Origin of the sequence: Yokenella regensburgei (genome assembly GCF_003634235.1) — a bacterium.
Classification (GTDB): domain Bacteria; phylum Pseudomonadota; class Gammaproteobacteria; order Enterobacterales; family Enterobacteriaceae; genus Yokenella; species Yokenella regensburgei.
The window spans coordinates 599,669-619,108 of sequence record NZ_RBIZ01000005.1 but is presented as its reverse complement, the minus strand read 5'-3'; the positions used below and the strand labels follow the sequence as shown (position 1 = coordinate 619,108).

General features: G+C 54.3%; 18 protein-coding genes. 8 read left to right on the top strand and 10 right to left on the bottom strand.

The features are described from left to right. From ispU to rpsB, 6 genes are all read right to left on the bottom strand, one after another. On the bottom strand, positions 1-759 hold the full coding sequence (ispU, locus tag C7387_RS17940) for a (2E,6E)-farnesyl-diphosphate-specific ditrans,polycis-undecaprenyl-diphosphate synthase (protein ID WP_006817220.1): 759 nt from the start codon (positions 757-759) through the stop codon (positions 1-3). A gap of 165 nt (positions 760-924) precedes the next feature. Next, positions 925-2,121: a 1-deoxy-D-xylulose-5-phosphate reductoisomerase gene (gene ispC / locus C7387_RS17935; RefSeq protein WP_120817208.1), complete on the bottom strand. Its 1,197-nt coding sequence runs from the start codon at positions 2,119-2,121 to the stop codon at positions 925-927. Between the two features lie 102 nt (positions 2,122-2,223). Continuing rightward, a complete protein-coding gene (gene frr, locus C7387_RS17930) occupies positions 2,224-2,781 on the bottom strand; it encodes a ribosome recycling factor (protein ID WP_038252091.1) in 558 nt (185 codons plus the stop codon). A 143-nt stretch (positions 2,782-2,924) separates the two neighbouring features. Beyond that, positions 2,925-3,650: a UMP kinase gene (pyrH, locus tag C7387_RS17925; RefSeq protein WP_006817216.1), complete on the bottom strand. Its 726-nt coding sequence runs from the start codon at positions 3,648-3,650 to the stop codon at positions 2,925-2,927. Positions 3,651-3,797: 147 nt separating this feature from the next. Then, positions 3,798-4,649, bottom strand: coding sequence for a translation elongation factor Ts (gene tsf / locus C7387_RS17920; RefSeq protein ID WP_006817215.1), 852 nt, complete (start codon positions 4,647-4,649; stop codon positions 3,798-3,800). Positions 4,650-4,776: 127 nt separating this feature from the next. Further along, positions 4,777-5,502, bottom strand: coding sequence for a 30S ribosomal protein S2 (gene rpsB / locus C7387_RS17915; RefSeq protein ID WP_006817214.1), 726 nt, complete (start codon positions 5,500-5,502; stop codon positions 4,777-4,779). Between the two features lie 321 nt (positions 5,503-5,823). On the opposite strand from rpsB, the gene map reads away from it, so the two are divergent. From map to C7387_RS17895, 4 genes are all read left to right on the top strand, one after another. Next, complete coding sequence (map, locus tag C7387_RS17910; protein WP_006817212.1) at positions 5,824-6,618, top strand: type I methionyl aminopeptidase; 795 nt, start codon at positions 5,824-5,826, stop codon at positions 6,616-6,618. A 41-nt stretch (positions 6,619-6,659) separates the two neighbouring features. Further along, positions 6,660-9,323, top strand: coding sequence for a bifunctional uridylyltransferase/uridylyl-removing protein GlnD (gene glnD, locus C7387_RS17905; RefSeq protein ID WP_120817207.1), 2,664 nt, complete (start codon positions 6,660-6,662; stop codon positions 9,321-9,323). 30 nt (positions 9,324-9,353) lie between these two features. Then, positions 9,354-10,178 (top strand): 2,3,4,5-tetrahydropyridine-2,6-dicarboxylate N-succinyltransferase, encoded by an 825-nt coding sequence (gene dapD, locus C7387_RS17900; RefSeq protein ID WP_006817210.1) that lies wholly within the window; start codon positions 9,354-9,356, stop codon positions 10,176-10,178. A 110-nt stretch (positions 10,179-10,288) separates the two neighbouring features. Continuing rightward, positions 10,289-10,678 carry a DUF3461 family protein gene (locus tag C7387_RS17895; RefSeq protein ID WP_006817209.1) on the top strand — a complete coding sequence of 130 codons (390 nt, stop codon included), beginning with the start codon at positions 10,289-10,291 and terminating at the stop codon, positions 10,676-10,678. Between the two features lie 59 nt (positions 10,679-10,737). On the opposite strand, the gene degP is transcribed toward C7387_RS17895, so the two are convergent. Together degP and dgt are read right to left on the bottom strand one after the other, a co-directional pair. Further along, positions 10,738-12,174: a serine endoprotease DegP gene (gene degP, locus C7387_RS17890; RefSeq protein WP_038252094.1), complete on the bottom strand. Its 1,437-nt coding sequence runs from the start codon at positions 12,172-12,174 to the stop codon at positions 10,738-10,740. A 135-nt stretch (positions 12,175-12,309) separates the two neighbouring features. Then, positions 12,310-13,824 (bottom strand): dGTPase, encoded by a 1,515-nt coding sequence (gene dgt, locus C7387_RS17885; protein ID WP_120817206.1) that lies wholly within the window; start codon positions 13,822-13,824, stop codon positions 12,310-12,312. Positions 13,825-13,906: 82 nt separating this feature from the next. Between dgt and mtnN the strand changes: the two genes are divergently transcribed. The 3 genes from mtnN to C7387_RS17870 are packed head-to-tail and all read left to right on the top strand — an operon-like array spanning position 13,907 to position 16,045. After that, entirely contained in the window at positions 13,907-14,605 is a 699-nt protein-coding gene (gene mtnN / locus C7387_RS17880) for a 5'-methylthioadenosine/S-adenosylhomocysteine nucleosidase (RefSeq protein ID WP_006817206.1), read from the top strand. Beyond that, a complete protein-coding gene (gene btuF, locus C7387_RS17875) occupies positions 14,598-15,410 on the top strand; it encodes a vitamin B12 ABC transporter substrate-binding protein BtuF (RefSeq protein ID WP_006817205.1) in 813 nt (270 codons plus the stop codon). Before mtnN ends, btuF begins: the two co-directional genes overlap by 8 nt. Before the next feature lie 2 nt (positions 15,411-15,412). Then, entirely contained in the window at positions 15,413-16,045 is a 633-nt protein-coding gene (locus C7387_RS17870) for a TRIC cation channel family protein (RefSeq protein WP_120817205.1), read from the top strand. A 65-nt stretch (positions 16,046-16,110) separates the two neighbouring features. On the opposite strand, the gene erpA is transcribed toward C7387_RS17870, so the two are convergent. Together erpA and clcA are read right to left on the bottom strand one after the other, a co-directional pair. Then, the gene (gene erpA / locus C7387_RS17865) at positions 16,111-16,458 is read right to left on the bottom strand and encodes an iron-sulfur cluster insertion protein ErpA (RefSeq protein ID WP_006817203.1); all 348 of its coding nucleotides are present in this window, start codon (positions 16,456-16,458) and stop codon (positions 16,111-16,113) included. Between the two features lie 74 nt (positions 16,459-16,532). Further along, a complete protein-coding gene (clcA, locus tag C7387_RS17860; RefSeq protein WP_120817204.1) occupies positions 16,533-17,951 on the bottom strand; it encodes a H(+)/Cl(-) exchange transporter ClcA in 1,419 nt (472 codons plus the stop codon). Positions 17,952-18,128: 177 nt separating this feature from the next. On the opposite strand from clcA, the gene hemL reads away from it, so the two are divergent. After that, positions 18,129-19,409 carry a glutamate-1-semialdehyde 2,1-aminomutase gene (hemL, locus tag C7387_RS17855; protein WP_006817200.1) on the top strand — a complete coding sequence of 427 codons (1,281 nt, stop codon included), beginning with the start codon at positions 18,129-18,131 and terminating at the stop codon, positions 19,407-19,409. Positions 19,410-19,440 lie beyond the last annotated feature (31 nt).

Sequence of the window (19,440 nt, the reverse complement as noted above, 5' to 3'; positions counted from 1 at the left end):
TCAGGTATTTTCACCAGCAGGCTCAGTGCCGCCGAAACGACGCTCACGATTGGCAAAAGCATGCAGCGCACCTTCAAAGTCTTGTTCATCGAAATCGGGCCAAAGAACATCTGTAAAGTAAAGTTCGGCATAGGCAATTTGCCACAGCAAAAAGTTACTGATGCGATGTTCTCCCCCTGTCCTAATCACTAAATCTACAGGAGCCAGTTCATGCATGCAGATTTGCTCACCCAATAAATCTTCAGTGATTTCATCGGGGCTCATCGTGCCGTTTTGTACCTGTTCCGCCAGATGGCGGACTCCCTGAATAATATCCCAACGTCCACCGTAGTTCGCTGCAATATTGAGCGTTAATCCGGTATTATTTTGCGTCAGTGTTTCCGCCTTGCGAATTCTTTCGCGCAGACGAGCATTGAAGCGACTGGTATCACCAATGATACACAGGCGGACGTTGTGACGGTGCAGGCTTTTAACCTCACTATCGAGGGCCCACACAAACAACTCCATTAGCGCCGTAACTTCCTGGGCAGGACGGTTCCAGTTTTCACTACTGAACGCATAAAGCGTTAAGGCATCAATCCCGTTATTTGCTGCAAAAGAGACAGCACGACGTACGGATTTCGCACCGGCCTTATGACCAAAAGCACGAATTTTCCCCTGCCGCTTCGCCCAGCGCCCATTGCCATCCATGATGATAGCCACATGACGGCAGCCATGCGCAGGCAATTTTTCGCTGATTGGTTGATTAGCAGACAACATAACGCGTTAATAATCCATGAAAAGGAATTAGCAGTATTCTGGAATACCCGCCCCTGACTACACCGTGCACAACCAGTGCTAAATTCACGGCGAATGAGTGGCGCAGACTATATCATCGAAGCCCAGCGCTAACAAATGCCACGACTCATCATAGGCGGAGAATCATCAGCTTGCGATGCGCTTCACCTGTTTTTGCGCAATCTCTCTCGCACAGGCATCTACCGCCAGAACCTCATCGATACTTTGTGGCTCTGCAACACTTATCGCTTCAAGAACGGACAGGTTCAACGCCGCAATATCAGTGAATCGAATCTTCGACGCCAGGAATGCTGCCACGGTGATTTCGTTGGCGGCATTCAGCGCGGTCGTCGCGGCCTGCCCTTGTCCGAAAGCGTCCATCGCCAGCTTCAGGCATGGATAGCGACCGTAATCGGGTTCCATGAAGGTCAGCGATCCAAGACGGCAGAAATCAAGAGGTTTTACGCCAGAGTTCACACGTGCGGGCCACCCCATTGTATGAGCGATAGGCGTGCGCATATCCGGTTCACCGAGCTGTGCCAGCACGCTGCCATCCTGATAGCGCACCATAGAATGGATGACCGATTGCGGATGAATCAACACTTCCATCTGCGCCGCAGACGCATTAAACAGCCAGCGGGCTTCAATGTATTCCAGACCCTTGTTCATCATGGTGGCAGAGTCGACGGAGATTTTACGCCCCATTGACCAGTTCGGGTGTTTGCAGGCCTGATCCGGCGTCATTGCCGCCAGTGCAGAAACTGCTGTCTCCCGGAACGGGCCACCAGACCCGGTAAGCAAAATTGACGATACGCCATTCTGCTCAAGGTCAGCGTACCCCAGGTTCTGCTGAATTGTTTCCGGCAAACTCTGAAATATCGCATTGTGTTCGCTGTCGACCGGCAGCAGCTGCGCACCGCTGTGTTTTACCGCGTCCATAAACAGACGCCCGCAGGTGACCAGCGCCTCTTTGTTAGCGAGCAGTACTTTTTTCCCGGCGTGAATAGCCGCAAGCGTCGGCACCAGCCCCGCCGCACCAACGATGGCAGCCATCACCTGATCAACCTCTTCCAGCGCCGCCACTTCGCTTGCAGCCTGCGCTCCGCTCATGACCTCGACCCGGCTACCGTGCAGCTGTAAAGCGGCCTTCAATGCTTTAGCGCTGGCCTCGTTTTCCATCACGGCGAATCGTGGAGCGAACTCCAGACACTGTTCAACCATACGGTCAACATTTTTGCCTGCCACCAGGGCTGTGATGGCGAAACGGTCAGGGTTATGCCGCACCACATCCAGCGTGCTGCAGCCAATAGACCCGGTGGAGCCAAGAATGGTTAATTGCTTCATGAAGCGTCCAGAAGATTGTAAAACGGGTAAAAGCAAAACGCCGCCAGCAAAGCCATCACTGGCTTTCTGTACGGCGTTTAATCATATAAGCCGCAGAGATGATTAGAACTGCATCAGTTCTGCTTCTTTCTCTGACAGCGCCGCATCAATTTTCTTGATAGCAACGTCGGTCAGCTTCTGTACGTCATCCTGTGAACGACGATCGTCATCTTCACTGATCTCTTTGTCTTTCAGCAGTGCTTTCACTTTGTCGTTCGCGTCACGGCGAACGTTACGCACGGCAACACGGCCCTGCTCTGCTTCACCACGCACGACTTTGATCAGGTCTTTACGACGTTCTTCAGTCAGCGGCGGCAGCGGAACACGGATGTCGGTGCCCGCAGAGCTTGGGTTCAGACCAAGGTCAGACGCCATGATCGCTTTCTCAACGGCCGGGCCCATAGAGCGGTCGAACACGTTGATTTTCAGCGTACGGGTGTCTTCAACGGTGACGCTTGCCAGTTGGCGCAGCGGAGTCGGCGTGCCGTAGTATTCAACGACAATGCCATCCAGCAGGCTTGGGGAAGCACGACCGGTGCGAATTTTGCTGATTTGGTTTTTGAATGCTTCTACGCATTTGTCCATGCGTACTTCAGCATCTTTTCTGATATCGCTAATCACGTTACGAATCCTTGAAAACTTGTCTCGGTCAGACCAGGCACAGCCAATAAGGTGTGCTAAGTATAGTCTCGTTTAAATCATGCCAGGGTAAGTTACCCGCGAAGATAAAGCGGAATCTTACCCGTATTTGACCCTGACGGAAATTATTCCGTGATCAAAGTGCCTTCTTTTTCGCCCATGACAACACGACGCAGTGCGCCTGGCTTGTTCATATTGAATACGCGAATCGGCAGTTTGTGGTCACGAGCCAGCGTGAACGCCGCAAGATCCATCACTTTCAGCTCTTTATCCAGCACTTCCGCGTAGGTCAGTTGCTCGTACATCGTCGCTGATGGATCTTTTGCCGGGTCGGCGGTAAACACGCCATCCACTTTGGTCGCTTTCAACACGACGTCGGCTTCAATTTCGATACCGCGCAGGCACGCTGCGGAATCGGTAGTAAAGAACGGGTTACCCGTACCGGCGGAGAGGATCACCACGCGGTTGTTACGCAGCAGGCTGATAGCTTCGGCCCAGCTGTAATTATCACACACGCCATTCAGCGGAATCGCGGACATCAGACGAGCATTCACATAGGCGCGATGCAATGCGTCACGCATTGCCAGGCCGTTCATGACGGTTGCCAGCATGCCCATGTGGTCGCCCACCACGCGGTTCATTCCCGCTTTTGCCAGACCCGCACCACGGAACAGGTTACCACCACCAATTACCACACCAACCTGAATACCCAGTTCGACCAGTTCTTTGATTTCCTGAGCCATACGATCCAGTATGCTTGCGTCAATACCGAAGCCTTCCGAACCCTGCAGAGCTTCGCCACTTAACTTAAGCAGAATACGTTTGTAGACGGGTTTTGCATTGGTAGCCATGTTTCTTTCCTGAGACTGTCAACGAGTGAGATGAGTTAAAACAGGCGACATTGTACGTCGCTTTCCAGCGCAGCCACTATAGCGGTTGGCTGATTTTTCCAGATGGGCGCAAAAAGAAGCCGCCCTCAGGCGGCTGCTTTAAAAAAATTAAGACTGCTTGGACATGGCAGCAACTTCTGCTGCGAAGTCAGTCTCAACTTTCTCGATGCCTTCGCCCACTTCAAAGCGGATGAAGCCAGTTACGTCAGCGTTGTGCTCTTTCAGCAGCTGAGCAACAGATTTGCTCGGGTCCATAACGAACGGCTGACCGGTCAGAGAAACTTCGCCGGTGAATTTCTTCATGCGGCCTTCAACCATTTTCTCTGCGATTTCTTTCGGCTTGCCAGACTGCATGGCGATGTCCAGCTGAACCTGGTACTCTTTTTCTACCACTTCAGCAGACACGTCTTCCGGCTTAACGAATTCTGGCTTGCTTGCAGCGATGTGCATTGCCAGCTGCTTAACCAGTTCTTCGTCAGCGCCTTTAGCCGCAACCAGTACACCGATACGCGCGCCGTGCTGGTAAGAACCCAGAACTTCGCCTTCCAGAGCGGAAACGCGACGGATGTTGATGTTCTCACCGATTTTAGCAACCAGGGCAACACGTTCTTCTTCGAACTGTGCTTTCAGAACTTCAACGTCAGTGATTTTGCCAGCAACTGCTGCATCCAGAACTTTGTTAGCGAAAGCCTGGAAACCGCCATCTTTAGCAACGAAGTCAGTCTGGCAGTTAACTTCCAGAATGATGCCGTAGGTGCCGTCGATTTTGGTGATGATCACGCCGTCAGCGGCTACGTTACCTGCTTTTTTCGCCGCTTTGATTGCGCCGGATTTACGCATGTTTTCGATTGCCAGCTCGATGTCGCCGTTAGCTTCAGTCAGCGCTTTTTTGCAATCCATCATGCCTGCGCCAGTACGCTCGCGCAGCTCTTTTACCAGGGATGCGGTAATTTCAGCCATTCTTAAATCCTCGGGAGGTGTGACCTGCCCGGCGATAAGCCAGACAGATATAAAAGTGAAAAAGGGGCCATAAAGAGGCCCCTAACCAAACTCAGTACTACCTGGTTAAATAAGGGGTTGAACCTTATTATTCAGCTTCTACGAAGCTTTCTTCCGCCTGAGAAGCCAGATCCTGAGAACGGCCTTCACGAACGGTAGTAGCTACTGCACCCAGGTACAGGCTGACAGCACGGATAGCATCGTCGTTACCCGGGATAACGAAATCAACGCCGTCCGGATCGGAGTTAGTATCAACGATGGCAAATACCGGGATACCCAGGTTGTTTGCTTCTTTGATAGCGATGTGCTCGTGGTCAGCGTCGATAACGAACAGTGCGTCCGGCAGGCCGCCCATGTCTTTGATACCGCCCAGGCTGTTTTCCAGCTTGTCCAGCTCACGAGTGCGCATCAGCGCTTCTTTCTTGGTCAGCTTGTCGAAAGTACCGTCCTGAGACTGAGTTTCCAGGTCTTTCAGACGTTTGATGGACTGACGAACGGTTTTCCAGTTAGTCAGCATACCGCCCAGCCAGCGATGGTTCACGAAGAACTGGTCGCAGCTGTTAGCAGCGTCTTTTACCGCTTCGCTTGCAGCGCGCTTAGTACCAACGAACAGAATCTTACCTTTACGGGAAGCGATTTTGTTCAGCTCAGCCAGAGCTTCGTTGAACATCGGTACAGTTTTCTCAAGGTTGATGATGTGAACTTTGTTACGCGCACCGAAGATGAAAGGCTTCATTTTCGGGTTCCAGTAACGGGTCTGGTGACCGAAGTGAACACCAGCCTTGAGCATGTCGCGCATGGAAACAGTTGCCATGTTTAAAACCTCTATATAAAAGTTGGGGTTATGCCTCCACGTATCCCATATTACCGACCCCAAAGGGCACCCCGGAATATGTGCCGATACGTGTGTGTTGTTACACAAAGTGAGATTTGTCGCTTACGTTCCATCATGTGTATACGAAATGGAACGGAAGTCCGGCGCGCTTTATACCACAAATCACGGGCAGAAACCAATATTTGTTGGCGCTGCGTGCTGTTAATGATTCTCAGTTTGGCAGGAAGTATGCCGTCCTGATACCATTGGCAGCACTTAGACTCAAATTGCCGATAAAATCGGCCCTGATGGACAGAATTCATGGCTATCTCAATTAAGACCCCTGAAGAAATCGCAAAAATGCGCGTTGCCGGTCGTCTGGCCGCTGAAGTGCTGGAGATGATCGAGCCGTTCGTTAAACCGGGCGTCAGCACCGGCGAACTGGATCGCATCTGCAACGACTATATCGTGAATGAGCAGCAGGCTATCTCCGCCTGCCTCGGCTACCACGGCTTCCCGAAATCCGTCTGTATCTCGATTAACGAGGTGGTGTGCCACGGAATTCCTGACGACCAGAAGCTGCTGAAAGACGGCGATGTGGTCAACATCGATGTCACCGTCATTAAAGATGAGTACCACGGTGACACCTCGAAGATGTTCATCGTCGGTAAACCGACCATTCTGGGCGAACGTCTGTGCCGTATCACTCAGGAAAGCCTGTATCTGGCGCTGAAAATGGTGAAACCAGGCATTCGCCTGCGCACCCTTGGCGCGGCTATCCAGAAATTCGTTGAAGCAGAAGGTTTCTCAGTGGTTCGCGAATACTGTGGTCACGGTATTGGCCGTGGTTTCCACGAAGAGCCGCAGGTACTGCACTATGATGCCGACGACGGCGGCGTGGTGCTGCAACCGGGTATGACCTTCACGATTGAACCGATGGTCAACGCCGGCGATTACCGCATCCGTACGATGAAAGACGGCTGGACGGTAAAAACCAAAGACCGGAGCTTGTCTGCACAGTATGAGCATACTATTGTGGTGACAGATAACGGCTGCGAGATATTGACTCTCCGTAAGGATGACACCATCCCGGCGATAATTTCGCACAACGACTAACGAAAAAGCCGGCGTAAGCCGGCTTTTCTTATGGTGGCGCTATGAGCACTTCTTTACCGGACACCACACTTCCTGTTCTGCCCGATCAGCCCGTCAACCCGGTTTCATGGCCGGAAAGCGATCTGAACTGTGCCACCATCAAAGCTCATCTGGATACCTTCCAGCGCTGGCTCGGTACGGCGTTCGACAGCGGCGTTTCTGCCGAACAGCTCATTACCGCCCGCACCGTGTTTATCGATCAGCTCCTGCAACATCTGTGGATCCACTACGGTTTCGCCGAGCGGAGCGACGTTGCTCTGGTCGCCGTCGGCGGTTATGGCCGCGGAGAGCTACACCCGCTCTCCGATATCGACCTGCTTATACTGAGCCGCAAAAAGCTGCCGGATGAAGAGGCGCTTAAAATCGGTGAGCTGCTGACCCTGCTGTGGGACGTGAAGCTCGAGGTCGGCCACAGCGTTCGCACGCTGGAAGAGTGTCTGCTGGAAGGGCTTTCCGACCTCACGGTTGCCACCAACCTGATTGAGTCGCGCCTGCTGATTGGTGACGTTGCGCTTTTCCTCGAACTGCAAAAGCATATTTTCAGCGATGGCTTCTGGCCCTCGGAGAAGTTTTTTGCCGCCAAAGTGCAGGAGCAGGCGGATCGCCACAAACGTTACCACGGTACCAGCTACAACCTGGAGCCGGATATCAAAAGCAGTCCCGGTGGTCTGCGCGATATTCACACCCTGCAGTGGGTTGCCCGCCGCCATTTTGGCGCCACCTCGCTTGACGAAATGGTCGGTTTTGGCTTTCTGACCGAGGCTGAACGCATTGAGCTAAACGAATGTCTGCACCTGCTGTGGCGCATTCGCTTTGCCCTGCACCTCGAGGTCAATCGCTACGATAACCGTCTATTGTTCGACCGCCAGTTCAGCGTTGCCCAGCGCCTGAGCTATACCGGAGAAGGCAACGAACCGGTCGAGCACATGATGAAAGACTTCTACCGCGTGACTCGCCGCGTGGGTGAACTGAATCAGATGCTGCTGCAGCTGTTCGATGAAGCCATTCTGGCGCTGACCGCCGACGAAAAACCTCGTCCGCTGGATGATGACTTCCAGCTGCGCGGTACGCTTATCGACCTGCGTGACGATACGCTGTTCATTCGCGAGCCGCAGGCCATCTTACGTATGTTCTACATGATGGTGCGTAACAGCAGCATCAGCGGAATTTACTCTACCACCCTGCGGCATTTGCGCCACGCTCGTCGCCACCTGGTGCAGCCCCTGTGTTACATCCCGGAAGCGCGCTCAATTTTTCTCAGCATGCTGCGCCACCCCGGTGCTGTCAGCCGCGGCCTGCTGCCAATGCATCGTCACAGCGTGCTGTGGGCCTATATGCCACAGTGGTCGCATATCGTCGGCCAGATGCAGTTTGACCTGTTCCACGCCTATACCGTCGATGAACATACGATCCGCGTCCTGCTGAAGCTCGAAAGCTTCGCCAAAGAGGAAACCCGCGCGCGCCATCCGCTGTGCGTGGAACTCTGGCCAAGGTTGAACCATCCGGAACTGATTCTGATCGCCGCCCTGTTTCACGATATCGCCAAAGGGCGCGGCGGCGACCACTCGATCCTCGGCGCGCAGGACATCCTGAAATTTGCCGAACTGCACGGCCTGAACTCGCGGGAAACCCAGCTAGTCGCCTGGCTGGTGCGCCACCATCTGCTGATGTCGGTCACCGCCCAGCGGCGCGATATTCAGGATCCTGAAGTCATCAAGCAGTTTGCCGAAGAGGTGCAAAGCGAAAACCGCCTGCGCTATCTGGTGTGCCTGACGGTCGCCGATATTTGTGCCACCAACGAAACGCTATGGAATAGCTGGAAGCAAAGCCTGCTGCGCGAGCTCTACTTTGCCACCGAAAAACAGCTGCGCCGCGGGATCCAGAGCATGCCGGACATGCGCGATCGCGTGCGTCACCACCAGCTTCAGGCGCTCGCGCTGCTGCGGATGGACAACATCGATGAAGAGGCACTGCATCAGATTTGGGCGCGCTGTCGGGCCAACTATTTTGTACGTCACACGCCAAACCAGCTCGCCTGGCATGCCCGGCATTTGCTCCAGCACGACCTCACCCAGCCGCTTATCCTGCTCAGCCCGCAGGCGACGCGCGGGGGCACGGAAATCTTTATCTGGAGCCCGGACCGTCCGTACCTGTTTGCCGCAGTCTGCGGCGAACTCGACCGGCGTAACCTCAGCGTACATGACGCGCAGATCTTCACGACCCGCGACGGCATGGCGATGGATACCTTCATCGTGCTGGAGCCGGACGGCAGCCCGCTTTCCTCCGACCGCCACGAGGTTATCCGCCACGGGCTGATTCAGACCATCACCCAGCGCGCATGGCAGCCCCCTGCCCCACGTCGTCAGGCGGCAAAATTGCGCCACTTTACCGTCGATACAGAGGTTAATTTCCTGCCGACCCATACGGACAGGAAATCTTATCTTGAGCTAATCGCACTCGATCAGCCAGGTTTGTTAGCCCGCGTTGGTCAGGTGTTCGCTGACCTCAATATTTCGCTCCACGGGGCCAGAATCACCACAATTGGTGAACGAGTAGAAGATTTATTTATAATCGCGACCGCCGACCGGCGTGCCCTTAATAATGACCTGCAGCTGGAAGTGCAACAGCGGTTGACAGCAGCCCTTAATCCAGACAATAAAGGGTAGTGTGTTTTTTTATATGGAAAGAGTTTAACAATGCAGCAGTTACAGAACGTTATTGAAACCGCTTTTGAGCGTCGCGCCGAGATCACTCCGGCTAACGTAGATACCGTGACCCGTGAAGCGGTAAACCAGGTCATTTCTCTGCTCGATTCCGGCGTGCTGCGTGTCGCTGAGAAGATTGAGGGACAGTGGGTGACCCACCAATGGCTGAAGAAAGCGGTCCTGCTCTCTTTCCGTATTAACGATAATCAGGTTATCGATGGTGCGGAAAGCCGCTACTTCGATAAAGTGCCGATGAAATTCGCCAACTACGACGAAGCTCGCTTCCAGAAAGAAGGCTTCCGCGTCGTGCCGCCAGCCGCCGTGCGTCAGGGTGCATACATTGCACGCAACACCGTGCTGATGCCGTCCTACGTTAACATCGGCGCCTACGTTGATGAAGGCACGATGGTCGACACCTGGGCAACCGTAGGTTCCTGCGCGCAGATCGGTAAAAACGTTCACCTGTCCGGCGGCGTCGGCATCGGTGGCGTCCTTGAGCCGCTGCAGGCAAACCCGACTATCATCGAAGACAACTGCTTCATCGGCGCGCGTTCCGAAGTCGTTGAAGGCGTTATCGTCGAAGAGGGTTCCGTTATTTCGATGGGCGTTTATCTCGGCCAGAGCACCAAAATCTACGATCGCGAAACCGGCTCAGTGACCTACGGTCGCGTACCGGCGGGCTCAGTTGTGGTCTCCGGTAACCTGCCGTCAAAAGATGGCTCTTACAGCCTCTACTGTGCGGTTATCGTGAAGAAGGTCGATGCCAAAACCCGCGGCAAGGTGGGCATCAACGAACTGCTGCGCACTATCGACTAAGCGCAGATTCAAAAAGCGGGGGCCACCCCGCTTTTTTTATATCCGGAGCTGGCGGAAATAGTTTATTTCATTAATTATTCAATAGTTATATTGAGATCAAGGGTACCGCTATGTACGACAATCTGAAAAGTTTGGGCATTACCAATCCTGAAGAAATCGATCGTTACAGCCTCCGGCAGGAAGCCAACAACGATATCCTGAAAATCTATTTTCAAAAGGATAAAGGCGAGTTCTTCGCAAAAAGCGTGAAGTTTAAATATCCGCGCCAGCGCAAGACCGTGGTGGCAGACGGCGTAGGTCAGGGCTACAAAGAAGTACAGGAAATCAGCCCGAATCTTCGCTACGTCATTGATGAGCTGGATCAGATTTGCCAGCGCGATCGTACTGAAGTCGATCTGAAGCGTAAGATCCTTGACGACCTGCGTCATCTGGAAAGCGTGGTGGCAAATAAGATCAGCGAAATTGAATCCGATCTGGAAAAGCTCACTCGCAATAAATAATCCGGGTTAAAAAAAAGCCCCCTCCTGCCGGAGGGGGCTTTTACTTTTCTGCCGTGAGATTACTGCATCAACAGATAGATTGTGCTGTCGCCACGCTGAATATTCAGCGCCAGAACGGAAGGCTTGCTCTCAAGGATCTTCCGCAGGTCAGCGATGTTTTTCACCGGCTGCTGGTTGATACCGACGATGATGTCACCTTTTTTCAGGCCAATCGCCGCCGCAGGGGTGTTCCCTTTCACGCTGCTGACCACCACACCTTTATCCTGACCCTTGTTGCTCATCTCTGCACCTTCAATACCGTTGAAGATGGAGCTGGAGTCAACCTGAGTCTGGCTGCTCTGCTGCAGTTCCAGCGTCACGGTAACCGGTTTGCCATCACGCAGCAGGCCGAGGCTCACTTTGCTGCCGACCGGCATTGACCCTACCTGCGCACGTAGTGCTGCAAAGCTGCTGATAGGCTTACCGTCAAGGGTGGTTATCACATCACCCGCCTTGATACCGGCTTTCGCGGCTGAAGAGTTCGGCATAACCTGGCTTACAAACGCGCCACGCTGTGCATCAACCTTCATGGCTTTCGCGAGATCGGAGCTCAGCTCGGTGCCCAGAATACCCAGCTCACCGCGTTTCACCTGGCCGAACTTCACCATCTGGTCGGTCAGGTTTTTCACCATGTTGCTCGGGATAGCAAAACCGATACCGATGTTGCCGCCGTCCGGCGCCAGAATAGCGGTGTTAATACCGATAAGTTCGCCGTTGAGGTTCACCAGCGCACCGCCGGAGTTACCGCGGTTAATCGCCGCATCGGTCTGGATAAAGTTCTCGTAGTTTTCCACGTTCAGGCCGCTACGACCCAGCGCAGAAACGATACCGGAGGTCACCGTTTCTCCCAGACCGAACGGGTTACCGATAGCCACGGTGTAGTCACCCACGCGCAGCGCATCGGAATCAGCAAGCTTAATCGCGGTCAGGTTTTTCGGATCCTGAATCTGGATCAGTGCGATATCGGAACGCGGATCTTTGCCCACGACTTTGGCATCAAACTTACGCCCGTCGCTTAACTGAATTTTAATCGTCGTCGCGTTGTCCACGACGTGGTTGTTCGTTACCACATAGCCTTTTGCGGCATCAATAATTACGCCTGAACCCAGCGCCATAAATTTCTGCTGCTGGCCGCCGCCGTTACCACCCGCTCCGGCACCCGGTCCGCCCTGGCAGAACGGTGAGCCCTGGAACGGAGAACCGTCCTGACAGAACGGTGAATCATCACCAAAGAACTGCTGGAAGTTACGCGGCATCCGCGGCGTATTAACGCTGGTGCTACCCTCAACGTTAATGCTAACCACTGATGGCATCACTTTTTCAAGCATCGGCGCGAGGCTCGGCATCTGCTGCGCAGTCGTTGCCGAGGATGCCGTTTCAGCTGCCGTCGCCAGCGGCGACAAAGCCAGACTTAAACTCAAAGCCAGTGCACTCATTGCTAACGTGGTTTTTTTCATGTGTCTCAATCTCAATATCTGATTACGCAAAATTGCTGTGTTCGTGATTGTCAGATTCATTTTATAGCGGGAAGTTCCGGGATTAAGTTTATGGAAAAAGTAAATATTTATTGGCCATCTTTACAAAACTCAGGCTTATTCCACAGCCATCAACCGGCGATACTCATCCCAGGCATACAAATCTGTCATGCCGCTGATATAATCCTGAATCAACCGACAACGGTAATAGTATTCCATCAGCGGAAATTCAACTGACTGACGCGAAATTTTATTCACCGCTTCTATATAAGCCAGCCGATGGCGCGTTGAGAGCTTCTGAAACAGACGTGATTCAATAGGTAAATGACGCAGCCGTTCATTTTCCACCAGCGAACAAAAATCCGCCGTTGAAAGTTGCAGTAGCGGTTTATAGATCTCCAGCAAGCCGCTGATAACACGGTATCCTTGTAATTCAAGCTGCTCTACGTCCGGATGGCTGAACACTTGCTTCATTGCCACCGTTTTATATAAATCAAGCAGTTGACTAAAGTCGCTGTCATCCTCCAGCAGGGCATGATTAAAATCCCCCGTGTATATCTGCTCAATATTCTCAATAAAACGCTGGGCAGCATAGGGCACCAGCTTATTCAACGTATTGACCCGTAAATACATAAAGAACTGATCTTCAGTACTCCGGCTTAGGCTATTTGAGCGTGATTTCTCCCAGGCGTTTTCAACCACCTGAGAGAATAGCGAGCCTTTTACATGGTGTCCCCACGCGTCATGCAAATGCTGATACAGCTGTTCAACGCTGAATATCCGTTTTTCCACCGCGTCTTCCAGGTCGGCGACGCAATAAGAGATATCGTCGGCAGCCTCCATTATCCAGGTCAGCGGGAAGCGGCTGTAAGGTGCGAGAGAAAGCTCTTTACGCAGCCTTTCAATATAGGCTTCTTCTGCGAGGTAAAAACCCGGTTTTTTCATCAGGTAGCTGTGGCTTTCCGGCGTCGGCCCTGTCCACCACGCCGGGCGGGTATACTTCAGAATACAACCCACCTGCGCCCAGGTCAGGTTCATTCGCATCAGGGTATGCACCAGACGGATCCCCTGCGCATTGCCCTCAAAGTGGCACAGATCCTGACGCACCTTGCGCCGCAGCACGTTGAGGCTCTCCTCCCCTTCGCGCAGGCGTAATGCCGCCACCGTGCAGCGGTCATCGCTTTGCGGCTGGCTTGCGGCATCTGAAGGGAACAGGCGCTGGCGGAACCAGTCGTTGATCGCCGCTTCACCAAAATGGCCAAACGGCGGATTGCCAATATCGTGCATCAAACAGGCCATTTCGACGATGCTTTCAAACGGCCCGGTGAGTTCGTCCAGCCCGTAGGCTGCAAGCCGTTTTTGTTCTTTAAGACGGCTCAGCACTTCTTTTGCGATATAGCGCCCCACCTGCTGAACTTCCAGAGAATGGGTCAGGCGCGTGCGCACCGCAGCGTTGCGCTCCAGCGGAAACACCTGAGTTTTCTGCTGTAAGCGACGAATGGCCGGAGAGTTCACAATCCGCCCGCGATCGCTTTCAAAAATCCGCAGGATCTCATGTTCCGTCTTCGCGCCCTGCGGTGAACGAAACCGCCGACGCCAGTTAATCTTGTTGCGAAAATTAATGTCAGACATAGCCTCTCCCGGTCCGGATATGCGCATCCTCTGGGCGCATGATAAACTATGCCTTTAAACCTGACATATCGCGAGTAAATCTATGAAAATTGGCATTATTGGTGCAATGGAAGAAGAAGTTACGCTGCTGCGTGACAAAATCGAGAACCGTCAGACGCTGTCTATTGGCGGAAGCGAGATTTACACCGGTACGCTGAATGGCACAGAAGTCGCGTTACTCAAATCCGGTATCGGTAAAGTGGCTGCCGCCATGGGCGCAACCCTGCTGCTGGAGCACTGCAAGCCGGACGTAATCATCAACACCGGTTCCGCCGGTGGCCTGGCGCCGACGCTGAAAGTGGGTGATATCGTGGTCTCCGACGAAGCCCGTTATCATGACGCCGACGTTACCGCGTTCGGTTACGAGTATGGCCAGCTTCCGGGCTGCCCGGCCGGTTTTAAAGCCGACGACAAACTGATTACCGCCGCAGAAAGCTGCATCAGCGCGCTGAATCTGAACTCTGTTCGCGGCCTTATTGTCAGCGGTGATGCTTTCATTAACGGCTCTGTTGGCCTTGCCAAAATTCGCCATAACTTCCCGCAGGCGATTGCCGTTGAGATGGAAGCGACTGCGATTGCCCATGTCTGCCACAACTTTAAGGTGCCTTTCGTGGTCGTTCGCGCCATTTCCGACGTTGCGGATCAGCAATCTCACCTCAGCTTTGACGAGTTCCTGGCGGTTGCCGCCAGGCAGTCTACCCTGATGGTGGAAGCTCTGGTGCAGAAGCTGGCGCGTGGCTAAGTCGCGCTTCAGGGCCATTGTTGCCCTGCTTCTGCTTACCCCGGCGTGGCTTTTCGCCGCGCCCCGGGTAGTTTCCCTCTCCCCGTCCAATACTGAACTCGCCTTTGCCGCTGGCATCACGCCGGTCGGTGTCAGCAGCTATTCAGACTATCCGCCTGAAGCGGAAAAAATTGAGCAAATCGCCAGCTGGCAAGGCATTAATCTTGAGCGCATCGTCGCCCTGAAGCCTGACCTGGTGCTGGCCTGGCGCGAGGGCAATGCCGAGCGTCAGGTGAATCAGCTCAGTTCACTCGGCATTAAAGTCCTGTGGGTCGATACCACTTCGGTTGCCCATATCGCCCAGTCGCTACGCGAACTGGCCGCCTGGAGCCCGCAGCCCAAAAAGGCTCAGCAGGCCGCGCAAACATTGATGCACGACTACACTCAATTGAAAGCCCAGTACGGCAGCCATGCGAAAAAACGTGTGTTTCTACAGTTTGGTGCCAACCCGCTGTTCACAACCGGGAAAAACTCGATTCAAAACGAGATCCTTGAGCTGTGCGGTGGAGAAAACATCTTTGCCGGTAGCCGTGTTCCCTGGCCGCAGGTAAGCCGAGAGCAGGTGCTGGCACGTTCCCCGCAGGCCATCGTAGTGACCGGCGATGAGCGTGAAGTCGCGAAAATAGAGGGTTACTGGCGTACCCAGCTCAACGTTCCGATTATTGCGCTCAATAGTGACTGGTTTGAACGCGCAAGCCCGCGTATTATCCTCGCCGCAAAACAACTCTGTACTGCGCTTGCGCAGGTGGATCAGGCAGGAAACTAACCATGCTCGTGTATTGGCTGGATATTGTTGGTACCGCGGTATTTGCTATTTCCGGCGTTCTGCTGGCCGGAAAGCTGCGCATGGATCCGTTCGGCGTACTGGTGCTGGGCGTTGTCACCGCCGTAGGTGGTGGAACCATCAGGGACATGGCGCTGGCAAACGGCCCGGTCTTTTGGGTAAAAGATCCCACCGATCTGGTGGTAGCGATGATAACCAGCATGCTCACCATTTTGCTGGTGCGCCAACCGCGCCGCCTGCCGAAATGGATCCTGCCGGTTCTCGATGCCGTCGGGCTTGCGGTGTTCGTCGGTATAGGGGTAAACAAAGCCTTTATCGCCGGAACCGGTCCGCTGGTAGCGATTTGTATGGGTGTTATTACCGGCGTCGGCGGCGGGATTATCCGCGACGTGCTGGCGCGCGAAATCCCGATGATTCTGCGCACCGAAATCTACGCCACTGCCTGTATTGTTGGCGGTATTGTTCACGCCACGGCGCATTATACGTTTGCGATGTCGCTGGAAACGTCGGCGATGCTTGGGATGCAGGTGACGCTGGTTATCCGACTTGCCGCTATTCGCTGGCACCTGAAGCTGCCAACCTTTACGCTGGATGATAACGGACGTCAGGGGAAGTAAAGAAGGATGCCGGGTAAGGCGAAGCCGCCCGGCACGCTACGCTTGCCGGGCCTGCATGATAGCCGTCAGACGCTGAACGAAGAACCACACCCGCAGGTGCTGGTAGCGTTCGGGTTAGAGACGATAAAGCGGGAACCTTCCAGACCTTCGGTGTAATCCACAGAACCACCGACCAGATACTGCAGGCTCATCGGGTCGACCACCAGGCCAACACCCTGCTTCTCGATAGTCATATCACCATCGTTCACCTGATCGTCAAAGGTGAAACCATACTGGAAACCGCTGCACCCACCGCCGGTGATGTATACACGCAGCTTCAGGTTAGGATTGTTTTCGTCGGCAATCAGGGCTTTTACTTTGTTAGCTGCGGCGTCGGTAAACTGCAGCGGCAGCGCTGCTACGTCATCACTCATTTTTTACTCCCGTTAATACAGGCCAAATAATAACCCGACCTTTTGAGCCATTATCTAATACCCGAGTAAATCGTTCAAGTATTCTCCCCACCGACCGGCGGTGCATTACGCGCCTGTTCTGCCTGTTGCTTCGCAAGCGTTCGGGCCAGGATCGTGGAGTATAGCGGTTTGCCACCTAAAAATTGTGCCAGTAGTGTTGCGCCAAGACAGGTAATAATCATTGGCAAAATGAGCTGATAGTTGTCCGTCATCTCCAGCACCAGCACAATCCCGGTGAGCGGTGCCCGTACGGACGCCGCCAGCAGCGCCCCCATGCCGGCGATGGCAAAGGTTCCGGCCTGTAGGTGATACTGCGGGAAGTAGACCATTGCCGCCATACCGAACGCGGTACCAAGCAGGGTTCCTAACGCCAGCATCGGGGCAAAAATACCGCCCGGCGCGCCGGACGAGAAGCACAGGAGCGTGGTCACTACTCGCGCGATAAATATAAACAGCAGCAATCCAATGGTGTAGTTCCCTGCCGCCGCGAAGGGGATCAGGTTAAAGCCGCCGCCGGAGGCCGCAGGCTCAATCAGTCCCAGCACCCCACACAGTCCGCCAATCACCCCACCGACCAGCACCCATTTTTTAATTTCACCACCGTGAATACGCTGGAACATATCCTGGGTACGCAGCACGAGGTTATTGAACAACGGGCCCACGCAGCCAAAAACCATCCCGAGGATCAGATACAGCCACAGGGTATTTACCGGCGCATTTGATAAATGCCCCACGTCGATGAGTGGCGCTTCGCCGTTGAAAATACGGAATACGATGCTCGACATGATCACGCCGGTAAAGACGGCTTTTATCGAGATCAGGTTATAGCGAAACTGCGGGCGCATCTCTTCGATGATAAACAGGATCCCGGCGAGCGGTGCGTTAAACGCCGCCGAGAGACCGGCCGCCGCGCCGGTTGCCAGCAACGTATGCCGCGCCTCCGGGCTTCGTGAGCGGAACAAATCGAGGATCATTCGCCCGATATTGCCGCCAATCTGCACCGTTGGCCCTTCACGTCCGAGCACCATTCCCGCGCCGAGAGTACCCATCCCACCGAAAAATTTTACCGGTAATACGCGCCACCAGCGTACCGGACGCAGTTCTTCCAGCGCCCCTTCGATCTCCGGGATGCCTGAGCCACCGGCTTCAGGTGCAAAACGGCGGACGAGAAAATACCCGACCATCGCCAATAGCGCCGAGAGAATAAACGCCAGCGGCCAGACCAGAATATCGTGGTCAGCGGCGCGCGTCAGGTGCCCCAGTCGCCAGTTCTGCACCCAGGAGACGGCCTTTTCAAACGCGACCCCAACCAATCCGGTCACCGTGCCAACGACCGCTGCCATCAATAAAATAGCGAGCGGCGTTTTGTCACGATTGAGTATCCGCCGGATCACATCGCGACGGCGTCTGCGAAGAACTTGTTGTGCTTCAAAAGAGGGAGATTCTGCTTTCATGCGATTATCATTAATAAGTAATACAAATGCCCGGCGTATTGTAATCATCCCGCCACCGCGCTGTCGCCTGGAAAATCCCTTTGGTTACTGTTGTTTTCATTTGAGCAAAACTTTCATAACGTCTACGGAATAACTTAGAATAGACGCCAATTCTCATACCCGAACCAGGAACAGGCAATGAGCAAATCAGAAAACCTCTACAGCGCCGCGCGCGAACTTATCCCCGGCGGCGTGAACTCCCCGGTCCGTGCTTTTACCGGCGTCGGTGGAACTCCACTTTTTATTGAACGCGCCGACGGGGCTTATCTGTATGACGTGGATGGCAAAGCCTATGTTGATTATGTTGGCTCCTGGGGGCCGATGGTGCTTGGGCACAACCACCCGGCGATCCGTAATGCGGTGATTGAAGCGGCTCACCGTGGCCTGAGCTTTGGTGCACCGACCGAGATGGAAGTCACTATGGCTGCACTGGTCACCGAACTGGTGCCGACCATGGATATGGTTCGCATGGTGAACTCCGGGACTGAAGCCACTATGAGCGCCATTCGTCTGGCCCGTGGCTTCACCGGCCGCGATAAAATCATCAAGTTTGAAGGTTGCTACCACGGTCACGCCGACTGCCTGCTGGTGAAAGCTGGCTCCGGTGCGCTGACCCTCGGCCAGCCAAACTCCCCGGGCGTACCGGCGGACTTCGCTAAGCATACTCTGACCTGTACCTATAACGACCTGGCTTCCGTGCGTGAAGCATTCGAACAGTACCCGCAGGAAATCGCCTGCATCATCGTCGAGCCGGTCGCGGGCAACATGAACTGTATTCCGCCGCAGCCTGACTTCCTGCCGGGCCTGCGCGCCCTGTGTGATGAGTTTGGCGCGCTGTTTATCATCGATGAAGTCATGACCGGCTTCCGCGTCGCACTGGCGGGTGCACAGTCTTACTACGACGTAGAACCAGACCTCACCTGCCTTGGCAAAATCATCGGCGGCGGTATGCCGGTGGGCGCTTTCGGCGGACGCCGCGACGTGATGGACGCGCTGGCGCCAACCGGTCCGGTATATCAGGCGGGTACCCTTTCGGGTAACCCTATTGCCATGGCGGCGGGCTATGCCTGTCTGACCGAAGTGGCTCAGCCGGGCGTGCATGAGACGCTGACCGCACTGACTACTCAGCTCGCGAATGGCCTGCTGGAAGCGGCTGAGGAAACGGGTATTCCACTGGTGGTAAACCACGTGGGCGGTATGTTCGGCATTTTCTTCACCGATGCGAAAGAAGTGACCTGCTATCAGGACGTGCTGAAGTGCGACGTAGAGCGATTCAAGCGCTTCTTCCACCTGATGCTGGAAGAAGGTGTGTACCTGGCGCCTTCCGCGTTTGAAGCGGGCTTTATGTCCATCGCCCACAGCGAAGAAGATATCGATAACACCATCGATGCTGCACGTCGGGTGTTCGCGAAGCTGTAATGAAATGCAGACCCCTCTCCCTTTGGGGAGA